Origin of the sequence: Kocuria coralli (assembly GCF_008831305.1) — a bacterium.
GTDB classification, from domain to species: domain Bacteria; phylum Actinomycetota; class Actinomycetes; order Actinomycetales; family Micrococcaceae; genus Kocuria; species Kocuria coralli.
The window spans coordinates 14,752-30,947 of record NZ_ML708634.1; the positions used below are offsets into that span (position 1 = coordinate 14,752).

The 16,196-nt window shown below is 65.8% G+C and carries 14 protein-coding genes and 1 pseudogene; 11 read left to right on the top strand and 4 right to left on the bottom strand.

The window, feature by feature from the left end; translation table 11 throughout:
- Positions 1-63: 63 nt before the first annotated feature.
- The 4 genes and pseudogenes from FCK90_RS16040 to FCK90_RS14435 all read left to right on the top strand — a co-directional run.
- On the top strand, positions 64-370 hold a 307-nt coding region (locus tag FCK90_RS16040; protein ID WP_425481716.1), incomplete at its 3' end, for a transposase.
- A gap of 52 nt (positions 371-422) precedes the next feature.
- A complete protein-coding gene (locus tag FCK90_RS15455) occupies positions 423-1,130 on the top strand; it encodes a DDE-type integrase/transposase/recombinase (protein ID WP_181954334.1) in 708 nt (235 codons plus the stop codon).
- Positions 1,045-2,442: an IS30 family transposase gene (locus FCK90_RS14430; RefSeq protein WP_181954335.1), complete on the top strand. Its 1,398-nt coding sequence runs from the start codon at positions 1,045-1,047 to the stop codon at positions 2,440-2,442. The genes FCK90_RS15455 and FCK90_RS14430 overlap by 86 nt, the downstream gene beginning before the upstream one ends.
- A gap of 7 nt (positions 2,443-2,449) precedes the next feature.
- Positions 2,450-2,740, top strand: a pseudogene (locus FCK90_RS14435) (integrase core domain-containing protein); the annotation flags it as partial.
- Positions 2,741-2,992: 252 nt separating this feature from the next.
- On the opposite strand, the gene FCK90_RS14440 reads toward FCK90_RS14435, so the two are convergent.
- From FCK90_RS14440 to FCK90_RS14450, 3 genes are all read right to left on the bottom strand, one after another.
- Positions 2,993-4,324, bottom strand: a complete 1,332-nt coding sequence (locus tag FCK90_RS14440) for a Y-family DNA polymerase (protein WP_425481717.1) — start codon at positions 4,322-4,324, stop codon at positions 2,993-2,995.
- Positions 4,300-4,731 (bottom strand): LexA family protein, encoded by a 432-nt coding sequence (locus FCK90_RS14445; RefSeq protein WP_158035009.1) that lies wholly within the window; start codon positions 4,729-4,731, stop codon positions 4,300-4,302. The genes FCK90_RS14440 and FCK90_RS14445 overlap by 25 nt, the downstream gene beginning before the upstream one ends.
- 269 nt (positions 4,732-5,000) lie before the next feature.
- Positions 5,001-5,771 carry a hypothetical protein gene (locus FCK90_RS14450; RefSeq protein WP_158035010.1) on the bottom strand — a complete coding sequence of 257 codons (771 nt, stop codon included), beginning with the start codon at positions 5,769-5,771 and terminating at the stop codon, positions 5,001-5,003.
- 218 nt (positions 5,772-5,989) lie between these two features.
- Here FCK90_RS14450 and FCK90_RS14455 point away from each other — a divergent pair, with 218 nt between their 5' ends.
- The 7 genes from FCK90_RS14455 to mobF all read left to right on the top strand — a co-directional run bounded on the left by FCK90_RS14455 (position 5,990) and on the right by mobF (position 15,450).
- Positions 5,990-6,841 (top strand): hypothetical protein, encoded by an 852-nt coding sequence (locus FCK90_RS14455; protein WP_158035011.1) that lies wholly within the window; start codon positions 5,990-5,992, stop codon positions 6,839-6,841.
- A gap of 323 nt (positions 6,842-7,164) precedes the next feature.
- Positions 7,165-8,868: a hypothetical protein gene (locus tag FCK90_RS14460; protein WP_158035012.1), complete on the top strand. Its 1,704-nt coding sequence runs from the start codon at positions 7,165-7,167 to the stop codon at positions 8,866-8,868.
- A complete protein-coding gene (locus tag FCK90_RS14465; protein WP_158035013.1) occupies positions 8,861-9,391 on the top strand; it encodes a hypothetical protein in 531 nt (176 codons plus the stop codon). The genes FCK90_RS14460 and FCK90_RS14465 overlap by 8 nt, the downstream gene beginning before the upstream one ends.
- Positions 9,384-9,989: a hypothetical protein gene (locus tag FCK90_RS14470; RefSeq protein ID WP_158035014.1), complete on the top strand. Its 606-nt coding sequence runs from the start codon at positions 9,384-9,386 to the stop codon at positions 9,987-9,989. The genes FCK90_RS14465 and FCK90_RS14470 overlap by 8 nt, the downstream gene beginning before the upstream one ends.
- A gap of 13 nt (positions 9,990-10,002) precedes the next feature.
- A complete protein-coding gene (locus tag FCK90_RS15895; protein ID WP_158035015.1) occupies positions 10,003-10,926 on the top strand; it encodes a LysM peptidoglycan-binding domain-containing protein in 924 nt (307 codons plus the stop codon).
- A 598-nt stretch (positions 10,927-11,524) separates the two neighbouring features.
- Entirely contained in the window at positions 11,525-11,860 is a 336-nt protein-coding gene (locus FCK90_RS14480) for a hypothetical protein (protein ID WP_158035016.1), read from the top strand.
- Positions 11,857-15,450, top strand: coding sequence for a MobF family relaxase (gene mobF / locus FCK90_RS14485; RefSeq protein ID WP_158035017.1), 3,594 nt, complete (start codon positions 11,857-11,859; stop codon positions 15,448-15,450). Before FCK90_RS14480 ends, mobF begins: the two co-directional genes overlap by 4 nt.
- A 444-nt stretch (positions 15,451-15,894) precedes the next feature.
- Here mobF and FCK90_RS14490 read toward each other — a convergent pair.
- On the bottom strand, positions 15,895-16,196 hold a 302-nt coding region (locus tag FCK90_RS14490), incomplete at its 5' end, for a hypothetical protein (protein ID WP_220433354.1).

A 16,196-nucleotide genomic window follows, 5' to 3' on the forward strand; every position in this document is an offset into this window, starting at 1 on the left:
ATGCGCGGGTAGGTGTCACTTGAACTGTGGCGCTGGAGAGCGCCGCAGGGAAGGATGTGCACCATGCCCGCACCGTATCCCCAGGAGTTCCGTGACGACGTCGTCCGCGTTGCGAGGAACCGTGAACCTGGCCAGAGGCTCTCGGCGATCGCGAAGGACTTCGGGATCTCCGAGTCCTGCCTGACGAACTGGATGCGCCAAGCTGACGTCGAAGTCGGTGCCCGGCCCGGCAAGACCCGCGAGGAGTCCTCCGAGCTGCGCGACCTCCGCCGGCGCAACCGGCTGCTGGAGCAGGAGAACGAGGTCCTGCGCCGCGCTGCCGCCTACCTCTCGCAGGCGAATCTGCCGGGAAAAGGCTCTACCCGCTCGTNTGCCGCCTACCTCTCGCAGGCGAATCTGCCGGGAAAAGGCTCTACCCGCTCGTGAGTGAGCTCGCCGCCGATGGGGTCCCTGTCGCGGTGTCCTTGCGGGTGTTGAAGCTCTCCCGCCAGCCCTACTACCGCTGGCGGAAACAGCAGGTCGCCGAGTCCGAGCTGGTCGAGGCCTACCGGGCGAACGCGCTGTTCGACGCCCACCGTGACGATCCCGAGTTCGGCTACCGGTTCCTCGCCGGCGAAGCGGAATCCGCTGGCCAGCGCATGTGCGAGCGGACCGCGTGGCGGATCTGCCGAGACAACCAGTGGTGGTCCGTGTTCGGCAAGAAGCGCGGCAAGAACGGCAAGCGCCCCGGCCCGCCCGTGCACGACGACCTTGTCCAGCGGGACTTCTCCGCAGATGACGTCAACGCGCTCTGGCTGACCGACATTACCGAGCACTGGACCGGCGAGGGGAAGCTCTACCTCTGCGCGATCAAGGACGTGTTCTCCGGCCGGATCGTCGGCTACTCCATCAGCGACCGGATGAAGGCCCGCCTCGCGGTGAACGCCCTGAACAACGCGGTATCCCGGCGTCGTGATGCGGCTGGTTGCATCGTGCATTCGGATCGCGGATCTCAGGGCGGATTCAACTGGTCGTCGCAACACCTCGTGACCTCGGAGGTGTGTGATGGTTCGTCGTCAACAGGCAGCGGATCGAGCGATACGACCAAAGCTGCGCTCTCCCGGACACCCGAAGTTCCAGCGGCATATTGAGGTCGCGTTCTGGTCCGAGATCGCTGCGGGGCTGCTGCCCATCGAAGCCGCAGCCGTGGTCGGCGTGGCGCAAGCGGTCGGCCAGCGCTGGTTCCGCAACGCTGGCGGCATGCCGCCATTCGACCTGGCCTTCACCCCCACAGGCCGCTTCTTGTCCTTCGCCGAGCGCGAAGAGATCGCGCTGCTCAGGGCGCAGGACAAAGGAGTGCGCGAGATCGCTCGAGCCATAGGCCGTGACCCCGGAACTGTCTCGCGCGAACTGCGTCGCAACGCAGCGACTCGAGGAGGGAAGTCCGAGTATCGCGCCTCGGTCGCGCAGTGGAAGGCCGACATCGCAGCCAGACGACCGAAGGCTGCGAAGCTGCTTACCAATACGCGGTTGCGGACATACGTCCAAGAGCGACTCACAGGCGAGATCACCACACCGGACGGGACAGTGGTCAGGGGCCCGGAGCCACCCCGATTCACCGGGAACAACAAGCCCCATCGCAAGCACCGTGCCTGGTCCACGGCGTGGAGTCCGGAGCAGATCAGCAACCGTCTCAGGGTCGACTTCCCCGATGATGAGTCCATGCGCATCAGTCACGAGGCGATCTACCAGTCGCTCTACATCCAGGGACGAGGAGCGCTGAAGAGAGAGCTGGTCTGGTGCCTACGCACTGGCCGCGCATTGCGGGCACCTCGGGAGCGATCACGACGAAAGGCGTGGGCCCACGTCACGCCCGAGACGTTGATCAGCGAACGGCCCGCGGAGGCAGACGACCGAGCTGTTCCTGGCCACTGGGAAGGCGACCTTTTGATCGGGCTGGAGCGCTCAGCGATCGGCACCGTCGTCGACCGCACCACGAGGTTCACAATGCTGGTCCACCTTCCGCGCGAAGAGGGCTACCGACACAAGGAGACACCGAAGAACGGGCCCGCGCTTGCCGGCTACGGCGCGCTCACGATGAAGAACGCGTTGGCGAACACGATGTCGACGTTGCCGGACGAGCTGGCGAGATCGCTGACCTGGGACCGTGGGAAGGAGATGTCCGCTCACGCGAGGTTCACCGTCGAGACCGGTATCCCCGTCTTCTTCGCCGACCCCCAGTCGCCGTGGCAACGCGGCACGAACGAGAACACCAACGGACTGCTGCGCCAGTACTTCCCGAAGGGCACAGATCTCTCCCGCTGGAGCGAAGAGGAGATCGCAGCCGTCGCTCACGCACTCAACACCAGACCCCGCAAGACCCTTGGTTGGAAGACGCCCGCTGAGGCGTTCAATGAGCAGCTACTATCGCTCCAACAGCCCAGTGTTGCATCGACTGGTTGAACCTGGTCAGTTTCGAGCGCGGAGCTTCGTGCACGCCCTGAACCGCCATCACCTCATCGGATCGATGGGGAAAGTCGGTGCTGCCGGGGACAACGCCGCGATGGAGTCCTTCTTCGCCCTGCTCCAGAAGAACGTCCTGGACCGCAGAAGGTGGCGGACTCGAGAAGATCTCCGGATCGCGATCATCACCTGGATCGAGCGGACCTACCACCGACGCCGCCGGCAGGCCCGCCTGGGCCGATTGACCCCCATCGAATACGAGACCATCATGAACCCCACCGTCAGCCTGGCGGCCTAACCCCAACTGACACCTGATCGCGCATCAGTCCCTGTGGACGAAGACACCCGAGCAGGTGCTGGAGAAAGCGAAACCTAAACCAACTTCAGAAACGCGACACTAGGACCACGCCGCCAAACCGTTACGGATAACTAGGCAGCGCGGGGCGGTGAGGGCGGTGACGTTGGGCGTGCAGGTGATAGTTCCATAGTGGTGAGGTGCGTGAAGTGCCGGCGATCAAGGAGGAGAGGTGGAGTGAAGGGGGTGAGATCTCTATAGGTGCGCGGTGATCAGCTCGTCCCAGTGCGTGGTGGCTCGACGGGAGAGCATGGACCGGCGCATGGTCCATCCCGGCGGTGTGGCTAAGCCTCCCCATCCCAGCCCGAGGGCAGTCCTGCCGCAGTAGCGGTTGACGTCCTCAATCAACCCGGCCAGGCCGTCGCCGGAAGGCCCGGTGCGGAAGATCTCGAAGGCCTGTTGGGCTCCTGCGGGGTAGAGGTCGGTGAGCATCACCCCGGCGCGCACGAACCGCGCCCCGTGGCTGAAGTCGATCCGTTCCAGCAGCGCGTGGCTGGCTTTGGTCAATACGATCGGGTCACTGGTGGGTTGCTCTAGTCTCACCGTGGCCGTGGGATACCAGCCCCCGCCCGGGGCGTAGTGGGACGTGCCGGCGAAGGCCTGGAGGACCTTGGCTGATTTCCCGTGCTTCTCCAGCCGGGCAGCACCACGCTGGGAATAGATACTCAGCACCTGCCGCAGCTGCCGCTCGGTAGTCATCGGCTCACTGAACGATCGGCTAAAGATCAACTGATCTTTGATCTCCCGCTCCTCCTCCAGCTCGATCGCTCTCACCCCGTGAAGCTCGAGAACGGTGCGCATCAACACCACGGTGAACCGGTCGCGGATCCACACCGGGTCGACCTCCATCAGATCGGCCACGGTGTGAATGTTCCGACCCTCCAGCCTGCTCCCCAGCCGCGAAGCGATCCCCCACACCGCAGTCGTCGGCAGCGCCGCCATCAAATACGCCCTGGCTGCATCAGGGATCCGCTCCCACACGCACACTCCCTCGAAGTCCGGCAAGCGCTTAGCCGTCAATGTGGCGAGTTTGGCCCTCGTTTTCGTCTTAGCGATCCCCACGCACACCGGCAGGCCGATCAGCCGGCGGATCTCGGTCTTGATCTCCACCGCCAGGCGCCGAGGGGTGCGGGTGCGGATCTCCAGGAACGCTTCATCAATCGAGTACGGCTCCAGGTGCGCTGCATACCGGCTCAGCAACGTCATCATGCGCCCGGACAGTGAGCCGTATAGCTCGTAGTTCGAGCTGAAGACCTTCAGCCGGCCCGCAGCAGGGTGGGCCTTGACCTCGAACCAGGCATCACCGTTGTGGAACCCCAGCGCCTTCGCGGGCGCGTTGCAGGCTACGACCATCCCGTCGTTATTAGACAGCACGATGATCGGCTGCCCTTCCAGGGCCGGGTCGACGACCGCCTCACACGCGGCATACATGCTGTTGACGTCAACGTGGAGGATCCACCGCTCCCCCAGCAAACGCCGGCCGTCCGCACCGCGGGCTGTACCTACTTCATCCGGTGTAGCGCCCACGTGACCACGCCCCAGATCCGCGCGTCCATTGCGTCCGTGACCAAGAGGTCCGGGTACTCGGGATTCTCCGGGTGCAAACGCACGTCGTCCCCGTCGGTGATCAGACGTTTGATCATCTGCTGCCCGTCGACGACGGCGACCACCACCATCCCGTTCACCGGTGTGATCCCTCGATCCACCACGGCGATATCCCCATCGTCAAGCCCGGCGTCGATCATCGAGTGGCCCTCCACCGAGACGTAGAACGTCGACACCGCATCACGGACCAGCAAGTCACGAGGGTCAAGTTCATCGGTCGCATAGTCCTGCGCCGGCGAGGGGAAACCGCACGAGATCCGCTCCAGCGCCACCGGGCGAACGGGAAGCAGGGCCCCGGCGGTCACCGGCCGAGGGGAATTGGCGATCATGGTCATAAGCATATTAGAACATGTGTTCGAAGGTTCAACGACTGGGAAGCTGCCCGGGCGGCCTATGAGGACCTGGCTCTTGAGGCGATCGTCACCAGTGGTTACGTGGATGGCAGACGGTCTGGAAACTACACCGCCGGTACACCGCCGACCCGTGCCGTGACGTCGATTGGAATCTATCCATCGATGCGACGATCACCCGTCATGGTCGGCCGGAGGGTCCGTGCGAAGCCGCGCCCGTGACGGACCTCCCTGAGGGATGATGCTAGCTAACACGCCCTGAATCGGATTTCGGCGACCACGGCGTCGAGGTCGTAGCCGGGCCGGACATAGACCAGTTGCACCCCGTGCCGCTTGCAGAGTCGGAGCTTGCGGGCGTCGCGCTTCTGGACTGCTTTGTACGCCTCCGGGCCACCGAAGAAATCGACTGGTCCATCATGCTGAGCGCCTTGGAACTCAACACCGACGGCTATCTCCGGTAAGTAGACATCGAGGTGCTGGCGTCCGAGCCACTCTGGGGATGCATGCTGCTCCACCGTCTGCTCCGGGAAGGCGTCGCGTAGTTCGTAGAAGAGTCGTTTCTCGGACACCCAGCCCTCACCGACGCGCGGCAATCCAGCATCCTCGCGGACCATGTTCTCGGCCTTGCGTGCCAGCCCGCGACAGTAGTTCACGACGTGTGCTGCCTTTGAGAACTCGTAGTGCGTCAGATCGAGTCCCTTTGATGCGTGGTAGCCCACCGCCGAACCTACGTAGACCGAGTATGGGCGTTTCGGCGACACCCCGGCCCAGACAAGCAAAAGCTCCACTCTGTCATCTTCAGTCATGTCTGCGACCAAGAGCCCCGCCGCGCGCCGGACATGCTCGATGTGCTCTCGCCCGTACGTGGTGATGCGCGGCCCCAGCAGCGCCAGAGCGTCGGCGGCGGTATAGGGCAGGCAAGCGGCGACCTTCAACGACAACAGGCGCTCGGTATGGAACGAAGCCCGTTCGAGGTTCGTCGGTGGGTACATCTCGACAGCCTCCCGGTAGCGACCCATGAGCGTCAGAGCGTCAGCGGCCCACCATCGCGCGTACCAAGTGTCATCATCCGGACCGGCGTCAGCCAACAGCCGTCTGATTTGTTTAAATGTCTGAGCCGGAGGAAGTGTCAAGACATCCTCCGGGACGAGGACTGTCATCGATCAGTTCGGGGTTGGACACAGTGCATGGACTTAGTCTTGCCTATTTTGCCCGCCCCGTTTGGAAGGATGGCCCCATGCAAGATGAAAACTGGCTGGTAGATGAGACCGGTACCCCCGATTCGGTATGGGGGTCGGTTGTGCTCAAACGAAGCCTCAATCAGGACCTCGTACAGCGGGCGCAAGACGGCAAGCTCAACGCACGTGACCTCGACATCGCACTGAGCCTGACAACCTTTGTTCACGACGAATACCAAGAATTTGGGACCAGTGGTCACAATGTGTTGGAGGACAGGGATATCGCCGTCGCTCAGCGTGCTCTCCTCGCGGTGCTCTCACGTCTAGGCATCCCGTTCAGCCTGCCATGGCGCGACTTCACCAGGTTCAAGGATTACTGGCTCAGGAACGGTGGGTACGGTAGCTGGCGGGCGCGGCGAGAGATTCTGGCAGGCTTCTTCGATCCGGTGTTCGAGGCACTGGAGAACCTGCACGAAGACGGGACTGGCGGCGTTGTTGAAGCCGTCTCTCCGCACACTGGCACAGGATGGCCACGTGTAGACCTTGAACTGGCAGCATTGCGCGAGAGGTTCGCCACCGCCCGCACGTCACCGGACTACCGCGATGTGGGTAACAGGTGTGTGGCGGTTCTGGAGGCAGTTGGGGAGGTGGTCTACGACGAGGAGAAACACCTACGCGAGGGTGAAGAATTTCCGTCCCGTGAGAAGTCGAAGCAGCGCCTGGAACGCTACGTCGAAGAATCGCTCGCTGGCAAAGAGAATGCCAAGGTACGCGGCCTGGCGACCAAGGTCATCGAGCTCGCCCACAGTATCAAGCATCAGCCTGAGCCCACACGCCGAAACTCGGGCATAACCGCCGACGCCACCGTGTTGCTCGTGAACATCTTGCGACGGGCGGAGCAGGACTTCTAAGGCGCTTCTCCTAGATGCGTAGCAGAGTCAAGATCACCGCGATCGCTACCCGGCCTCAAGCTGGACGCACCTGGTCGCAAGCACACGCTATTGCTTCATGGGATTGAATGCCCGAGCGACCACGTTGCGCCCGCTGTAAGCCTCCGCATCAAAGTGGCTCTTCAGACGTGTTGGGGATGGGCGTGCAACACAACTGTGGGCAGTGCCCTCGATGGTCGGGTGAGGACGGTTTCGTTCTCACCCGATTTTCGTTTCAGGGGGATCTTGTGACGACCACGATCACGTTGACGCCGACACTGACGCTCAGTGTTGCCGATCGACGCATGCCGCAATCAACGATCAAGGACGTGTGGTCCGCGATCGCTCAGCACACCCGTGCGACCGGGCGGGCCTCGACCATCGTCGTACTCGATGGGTCCGAGCAGCTGCGCCTGTGGCGCCTGGCTCCGGACGGGGCCCGCACTCAGCTGGATGTCGAGCCCGGGGCGAGGACCGAGACGGCGGATTTCACGCTCTCGCTCTCGCCGTGGATGATGTCCGTTCCGCGTGCGAACGGGCCCGATGTCCGCGAGGTCTCCACCCTGGCGGTCGCCCGGGCTCAGGCAGGTGAGGCGGCCACGGCCGGCGGGGTGGAGCTGATCCTGCAAACCGCCGGCACCGATGCCGACACCGCCGAGACGGTAGCCCCGGCCCAGCCCGAGACCATCGAAGCGATCCAGGACCTCCAGGACGAGGAAGCGGATCTGTTCGATGAGCTGGCCGATGATGAGCCGGAAGCCGCACCGGATGAGTACACCCGCCGGTTCCGACGACGAGCGATCATCGGCGGGACCGCTCTGGCCCTGTTCCTGGGATGCTCCCTGGCCGCCGGTGGATGGGCACTGGTGGCCGGGACACCCCAGGCCCCACCGGCGGCAGCCCCGACGACGGCCGCACCGTCTCCGAATGAGTCACAGGCCACGGATGACCCGTCGCGGGCGGCTCCGATCGAGTCCCAGGCACAAGCCCCGGCCGGGTTTTCTGGCACCGCGACGTGGGAGGTCATTGGTGCTACAGATCAAAGATCCGGGCTCTCGAGGGCCGGAACCGAAGCGGGGGCGGTCTCCGGTCGCACTCTCGACCTGGTCGACACCGACTCCGGGGAGTTGCTGGAATCCCTGACCCTGCCCCACACACCCGCAGGCGGGCCCTACCCGCTGGCCTCGCCCACCAGTCAGGGCGGGATGATGCTGCCCGCCGATGGCTCCGTGATGACCTGGAGCCCGAGCAGCGGCCTGATGGACATCGAGCTGCCCGAAGACCACCGGCTGGTCACCCGCGGCACCACGGCATTCACAGTGCCGCAGAACCACGACACCCGCCCGGAGGCGATCCAACTGCTGACCCCTGGCGGGCTGACAGAGATCACCTCCCCCGGTGGTTCGTCCTCCCCGATCGGCCCCGCCGAGGAAGGGTTCCTGTGGGCCTCCAACTCCGACGGCGGCACCCTGATCAGGGCCACCAACGAGGGCGAGGTGGAGGACCAGACCCGGTTGATCGGCCCGGCCAGTAACACCACGATCTCGCAATGGCTGGGAGCCAACGACGACTACGCGGCCGCGATCTGGGCCAACAACGGCACCGGCAGCACGATGACGATCCACGACGCCGAAACCGGCCGTGTGGTCGATTCCCTGGACATGGGATCCACCGGCGCAGGTGCTGGGCTGCGCATCGTTCCCTCGCACGAGGGAGATCACCTGATGGTCGGAGCCAGGATGGTCGATCTGTCCACCGGCCGGATCGGTGAGCAAGTCGAAGGGATCTCCACGAGCAACCGATCGCTACGGGCTGTGCCCGGGGGCTGGATCGCCTCGCAGACCGATGGCACCCCGATGTTGATCTCCACCGATGGCCAGGTCCAGGCCTCCCCCGCCCCCAGTGAATCCCTGCTGGGCATCGCAGACTCCGGCGACCTCGTCGTCGACCAGCGCGGCGCTCTGGCCGCGTTCACCCCCGCCCCCGATGAAGGAGAAAGCAATGAGTGACACCACCGCTGATCTCGGCCCCGACGCCTACGTCTCTTACACCAAATACCTCATCCTCGATTCCTCGCCTGCTCAAGCAGGGCTCGTTCACCCCGCTTTCGATCATCCGCTCCTCGGCATCGACCTGTGCTTCCAATACGTCCGCCCGTTCCCTGCGGCTGACCTCAACAGTGAACCAATCGGCATCATTCCTGACGATCATCGCCTCCGCGTGGGCTTCGATCCGACAACCGGGTTCACCTTCTCAGTTGAATCATCAACGGAGACCGCCGCACAGCTCTGGGCATTCGAGGAAGCCTTCACCTACCCGTGGTCGGAACACTCGCCCACCCTCGGGAGCGACACGCTTCGCCGCGTCCTGCTCGACCTCGGCGACGCCGTCGCACCGGATGCCCGTCTCCAGGAAATCGCCTACACGTTCTCCTGCACTCCAGTCCGCGACGCGGCCACACCGGCTCACTTCCCCGAAGCGCTCACCGCGCCCTTCACACCCACCCCTACCGAAGGAGAAAGCAATGAGTGACCCCGCCCCCGAGACCCAAGACCATGAGGGCGAGATCGGTCAGCCTGTGGATGCGAGGAACAGCCCGTGGCTGGCGGGTCTGCACGCGTTCCAGGACACGTTCAACGACCAGGCGACCGATCACGAGGACCTGGCCCTGTGGGAGCCCGGTATCTCTTCACAGGCCGCCCAGATCGGGCTATCGGCTAAGGGCAGCGATCATGCCGCCGTGGTGGTCCGCTACAACAGCGCTCTGGATGCGGTGGAGCTGTCCGACCAGGACATGAACTCGATGACCGCCTACGGGGCCTCCCAGCGACTGGGCAAGCCCCTGGACGAGACCATCGCCCTGGTCCAAGCCACCGGCGCGGCCCTCAAGGACGGCGTCACCGCCCACCGCGAAGCCACCGCCCACATCGGCCAGACCGAACGGGCTGCCGAGGTCCCCGAGGCTGACCACGACGTCCCAGGTGCCTCACACGGTGCGGTGCCACGGCACCGGCAGTCGGTCCTGACGCCGTCCTCGACGTCGACCCAGCAGCCCGTGGCCTCCCACGCACCCAGTGCGGCCGAGGTCACCCAGTCCATCACCCATCCCACGACCCACATCCTGAACTGAGAAGGAGAGCACGATGCGCACCTCAACCCGACGACTGATCACCCTGGCAGCGATCACCCCCGCCGTGGCGTTTTTTTCCCTCGCCCCGGCGCTGGCCGATGACTCCACCGAACTGCCGATCGACCCGGCACCGATCGAGGACGACGGCCAGCCCCTGGACCCGCCCGGCATCGAGCCTGGGGATCCCACCGAGGACCCCCACCCCGGCACGGGCGATCCCGGCATTCCGGACCCCGGCGCCGAAGACCCCACCGGCGAGGCCCCCGGAACCGAGGATCCCGGCACGGAGGTTCCCGGCACCGACCCGGCACTGGCACCCGAGCCGGAACCGGCACCGGGCGATGAGGGCGTGCCGGAGCCGGTTGCCCCCGAGGCTCCAGCCCCTGAGTCCCCTGCCCCGATAGAGACCCCGGCACCGGTCGTTCCGTCGCAGCCGGCACCGGTTGCACCGGCACCTGCCGAGCAGCCTGCCGCCCCGGCAGTACCGGCAGCGCCTGCGGCACCGGCACAGGAACCGGCAGCCGAGGTCGCGGCACCGGCAGCGCCTGCCGCGCCATCGGTTTCCCTTCCGGCACCGGTTCCGGCGGCAACGGAATCGGCACCGCGGCCGTCATCGGCTCCGGTGACTCCTCAGCGGCACGTTGCTGCGGCACCGGCACAGGATGCGGCAGCGTCGGCCTGGTCGACCTCGACCGCACCGGAACCTGCCGTGCTGGGACCGATCTCTGCCGCTGATGATCCCGGAGCTGTCCCGCAGGACCCGGGGATGCTGGCCAGCGGGCAGTACATCATCGCCCCCGGCGACACCCTCAGCGAGATCGCTGAGCGCTACGGGATCGAAGGCGGATGGCAGGCCCTGTGGGAAGCCAACCGCGACGTGATCGAGGACCCGGACCTGATCTACCCCGGGCAGATCATCACCCTGGACCTGAGCTGACTGACAGGCAGCTCCCCTAGACCTCAGCCCTTCAGCCACCGATCCCCCCGGCTGGAGGGCTGAGCTATGCCCACAGCACCTATCCCAGACCCATGGACTGCTCAGTGGCACTGATTGACAACCTTCAAGCAAAACAACCACACACACCTCTGGCACCGCGGTGCACTGCCGTGGACTTCCGTCCACGCCCGCACTACGGGCCACCGGGCTGACTCGATGGTTGGGCATGGCTTCACCCCTTCGCTGCGCAGCATGCCATCAGCCCCTGGATCCCTCGGCTAGGGCATCTCAACGGTTTTGCTCTGACCGGTGCCGCTTCCGCGCCCATGCCCGCAAACGCCGCGGGCAGCATGAAGCGGATCCGCTACCAGCGTCCACCGCGGACGAGCTGCGTCGACGTGACCGGCAGCTGGCCGGGAAAGAGCGGGTAATCACCCGCCTGCGGGCCACCCGGGACGCTGCGCGGCATCGGGCCCGTGCAGCCGAGTCCGAGGCGGCAGCTCAGGCACGGCGGGCTGAGACGGCGATCGCCGCCACCAGCTCCGAGCAGCTGAAGCTGCGTAAGGACAATGCCGCCCTCCGGCAGGAGGTCGCTGCCTTGAGCCGGCAGGTTGCCGATGCCGCCAGCACTGCCGGGGAGGTCGACCGGCTCCAGGCTGCCATCGCCGAACTATCTGCCGGCAATGAGCTGGCGGCAGAGATCCGCCGGCAATGGGATGCCCTCGCCGTTCGCATCGCCCGGCAAGCCTCCGGCAGCTCCTTGCCGGCTGCCGGGCTGGACCACGAGGTCCTGACCACCTGGCAGCGCTACCGCAAGGCCACCCGGCAAGCCGCCGGCCAACCGGCAGCACCAACGCGCCGGCGCCGTCCGGCAGCCCGTCCCGCGGCTCGCCCTGCCGCTACCGCGACACCTGATGAGAGGAACCAGCGTTGACCGTCTCGATATCCAAGATGTCCGTGCAGTACTACCTGGAGCAGGTCGCCATCGGTGACGCCGCGACCGCCGGCACCGGCAGCAGGGACCTCACCCGCTACTACACCTCCGCCGGCGCCCCACCGGGCCGGTGGATCGGTGCCGGCACCGCCGGGCTCGGCATGGATGCCGGCACGAAGGTCACCGCCCGTGCCGCACGGCTACTCCTCCAAGACTCCAAGCACCCCGAGACCGGCAAGCAGCTAGGCCGCGCCCCGATCGCCCGGCAGCAGGCCCCGGCAGGGGCGAAGACCGCTGCCGGCAAGACCGCTAAGTCCGACCGGGCCCCGGTAGCCGGGTTCGATCTGACGTTCTCGGTGCCGAAGTCGGTTTCCGTGCTGTGGGCGATGGCCGATGAGGACACCAAGGCCGCCGTGCATGCCGCTCACCGGGCGGCGATGGATCAGACCCTGTCCTGGCTGGATGAGCGGGTGATCCAAACCCGAGCCGGTCACGCCGGCGTCGCTAAAGTCCCCACCCGAGGACTGATCGCCACAGCCTTCGATCACTGGGACTCCCGCGCCGGGGACCCGCAGCTGCACACCCACGTGGTGGTCGCCAACCGGGTCCAGCGCGCCTCCGATGGCGCCTGGGTGACCTTGGACTCGGTCTCCTTGCACAAGAACATCGTCACCGCCTCCGAACGGTTCAACGGCCTACTGTTCGACGAGCTGGCCCGCACCCTGGGCACCCGTGCCGAGATCCGCGATGAGGCCACCACCGGACACGGCGGCGTGGCCATGGCGGATAAGAACGCCCGCATCGAACTGGCCGGGATCCCCGATGATCTGATCACCGAGTTCTCCACCCGGACTCAGGCGATCGAGGCCGAGACCGATCGGCTTATCGCACAGTGGCAGCTCGACCATGGGCAACGGCCAGGGGAGGCCGATCTGTTGCGGATCCGTCAGCAGGCCACGCTGGCCACCCGTACCGCCAAGGACACCGAGTCCATGCGATCCCTCGACGAGAAGTCCTTCACCTGGCAACAACGCGCCTTTACCGCCGGCCACGACCCGCAAGACATCGTCGCGGCCTCCACGGGCTTGGAGCCAACGATCACCACCGCCGGCGACGTCCAGCCCGAGACCATCGAGGCAGTCACCACCCGGGTGCTCACCGTCGTCTCCGCTCAACGGGCGACGTTCACCCGCGCCAATGTCCATGCCGAGGTCTCCCGGGCCCTGGCCGCCGTACGCTGCCACAGCCCCCAGGCCCGGGACGAACTGCTGGATACCGTCACCGACCGCGCCCTGGAGCGCACCGTGCAACTGACACCGCACCGCTTCCACACCACCGACGAGATCCACCCCGGGCTGGCCACGAACACCGATCACGCATTCAACGACGCCGGCGCGTACACCACGGCCGAGCACCTCTCGGCCGAGCAGCGGCTGATCGCGGCCGCCACGAACACCACCGCCCCGGCGGTGACCGACGTCGAGGCAGCCGAAGGGATCCTGGACGAGGTGCGGGTCGGTAAGGAAGGCCACCGGTTGGCTGAGGATCAGCGGGCGGCGGCGTTGAGGATCGCCATCGCACCGCAGTCGCTGGTGGGGTTGATCGGGCCTGCCGGCACCGGCAAAACCACCTGTCTCTCCGCCCTCAGGTCAGTGTGGGAGGCCGAGCACGGGCCCGGCAGCATCGTGGGCCTGGCGCCTTCGGCGGTGGCAGCCTCCGTGCTGGGCCAGGAGATCGACGTCCCCACGGACAACGTCACGAAATGGTTGTGGGAGTCCGAGGGCCCCGGTGCGCAGCGCCGACAGGAACAGCTGGTCCAGGTACAGCAGCAGATGGACCGCCTTCTGGCCGAGGTGGCTGGTCAGCCCACGGATGCGCAGCAGCGGTCCTTCCGCCAGCTTAACGCCACCTTGACCCAGCTGGAGACCACCGCGGATAAGTACCAGATGCGCCCCGGGCAGCTGGTCATCGTCGACGAGGCCTCCATGGCCGGCACCCAGGCCCTGGACCGGCTACGCGATCAAGCCCAACGCACCGGGGCGAAACTACTCGCCGTCGGAGACCCCTCCCAGCTGGGCGCGATCGACGCCGGCGGGATGCTGGGCTGGATCGAACGCCACCAACACAACCCCGGCGTCACCGCAGCGTCGCTGACCTCCGTATGGCGGTTCAAGAACACCTGGGAGGCCTCCAACTCCCTCGCCTTGCGCCATGGTGATCACTCGGCCATCGACGTTCTGGTCGACCACGGCAGGATCACCCAGGTCGAAGACCCCGAGGACGTCGAGCCGGCCGCGTTCGATCAATGGGTCACCGCCCGGGGCCAGGGCAGCGCCCTGCTGATCGCCGGTACCCAGGACTCCGTGAACCGCCTCAACACCCAAGCCCAGGACCTGCTGCGCAGCCAAGGCGAGGTCGACCACACCACCACCGCGGTGTTGGCCGATGAGACGGTGGCCGGGGTCGGTGACCGGATCCTCACCCGCCGCAACGAGCGCCAGGTGCTCGATGATCGCGGGGACTTCATCAAAAACGGTGACCTGCTCACCGTCACCGACGTCCGCGCTGACGGCACCCTCGACGCGATCCGCGACAACGGGGCCACCGTCCACCTGCCCCGGGGCGTTCTCGAGAACACCCAGCTCGGTTACGCGGCCACCGCCCACCGCTGCCAGGGGGTCACCGTTGACCGGGCGATCTCCGCCGTGGACCCGCAGACCACTTCCCGGGAGACGTTCTACGTGGCTATGACCCGCGGGGCGTACTCCAACACCGCCGTGCTCCCACCCCCGGCCGCTGAGGATGCGGATACGCCGGATCCGTGGCGGATGATCCGCGAAGTCACCCCCAAGACCGCCCGGCAGCAGCTGGGCCAGGTCCTGGACCGCACCGATACGGAGCTGACCGCCCACGAGGTCCGCGACCACGCCCACGGCTGGGACAACGACCTGGCCCGGCTCACCGATGAGCTGCGCTACGTAGGCCAGGCGATCGCCACCCGCCAAGCCGTGGAATGGGTCACCACCAGCAACGGCCCCGACGCTGTCACCGAGTGGGCGAATACCGAGCATTGGCCGGCCCTGGTCAACGCCGTGGCCGAGGGCCACCAGCTCCCCGACGCTACTCCGGAGACCCCTAGGGAGGCTCTGGCGGCTGTGAGAGCGACCGTGGCGGTCGATCCCCCGACCCGGTACAACGGGGCCGTGGCGATCCCCGCCCCTGGCAACGCCCAGGAGCTGCGGACCACCAACGAGGTCCTGGACAAGATCGACGCCAGGATCGACGTTCTACGGGCCCAGACCGCCCAGGAGCCCTGGCGGACCCACCTGGCCACCGCACAGGCGGCCCAGGTCGACGCGGCCCTGATCGCCCGGGCGATCCTCAACTACGACGACCTCAAAACGGTCCTCCCCGAAAAACCACCACAGGATCTACGTGCCCGTCCCGCATACGAAGCATCCCGGGCGGACCCGTACTCAGCCCCGCAGGGGGATGGCCCGGCGCCGCCGTCTGCCGATAGGCCCATGGTCGACGACCCGGCCACAACGATGCCGGGGACGGATCCTCGCACGATGGAACTGAGACCCTGAACTGAGGTGATCCATTTGGATCACCTGCCCTGCACATGTGTGGGCTGCTCAGCGGGACAGACCGCCACAGCGCGGAGCTGCTGGAACCCAACTGCAAAAACCAACGATGCCCTAAACAAGATCGACGCCAGAATCGACGTCCTCACACCCAGACCACCCGGGAGCCCTAGCGAACCCGCCTGGCCACGGTTCTCTCAATTCAGGTTGACGCGGTCTTGATAGCCTGAGCGATCCTCAACTGGGACGACCCCAGCACGGTCCTCCCCGAGAAACCACCACGGGATTTTCGTGCCCAGTCGGCATACCTCGCAGCACATCGCGTAGTCGCTCTCGCACGAGAACGAGTCACAGGTGAAGTAATAGCCTCCGCTCCGCCTCAGCCACTGATTGTCCTGTAGACAAAACGAGCATATTCGAGGTATTCCATCAATAGGTGAGGTTTTTCTATTCAGGTTCCCGGCCAGACGGGTCCTCATCCACGGCGTCGCCTGGGTAAGGTTCTTCATCAGGAAGAATAATTGATCCCGGTTCAAGTTTTGTAGAACCCTTAAATAACGACTCTTCTACCCGGAATACGCGGCTAGCCATCGTGCCCTCATCCATGCGATGTTTACCTGTCAAGCGTATGAAACCCCCCTCGGTGATCGTCGCACCCCCCAGGTTCACGGAACCCTTCTCGGTGATCGTCGCACCCAGCAGGTCCACGTAACCCTCCTTGGTGATCGTCGCACCCAGCAGGTCCACGT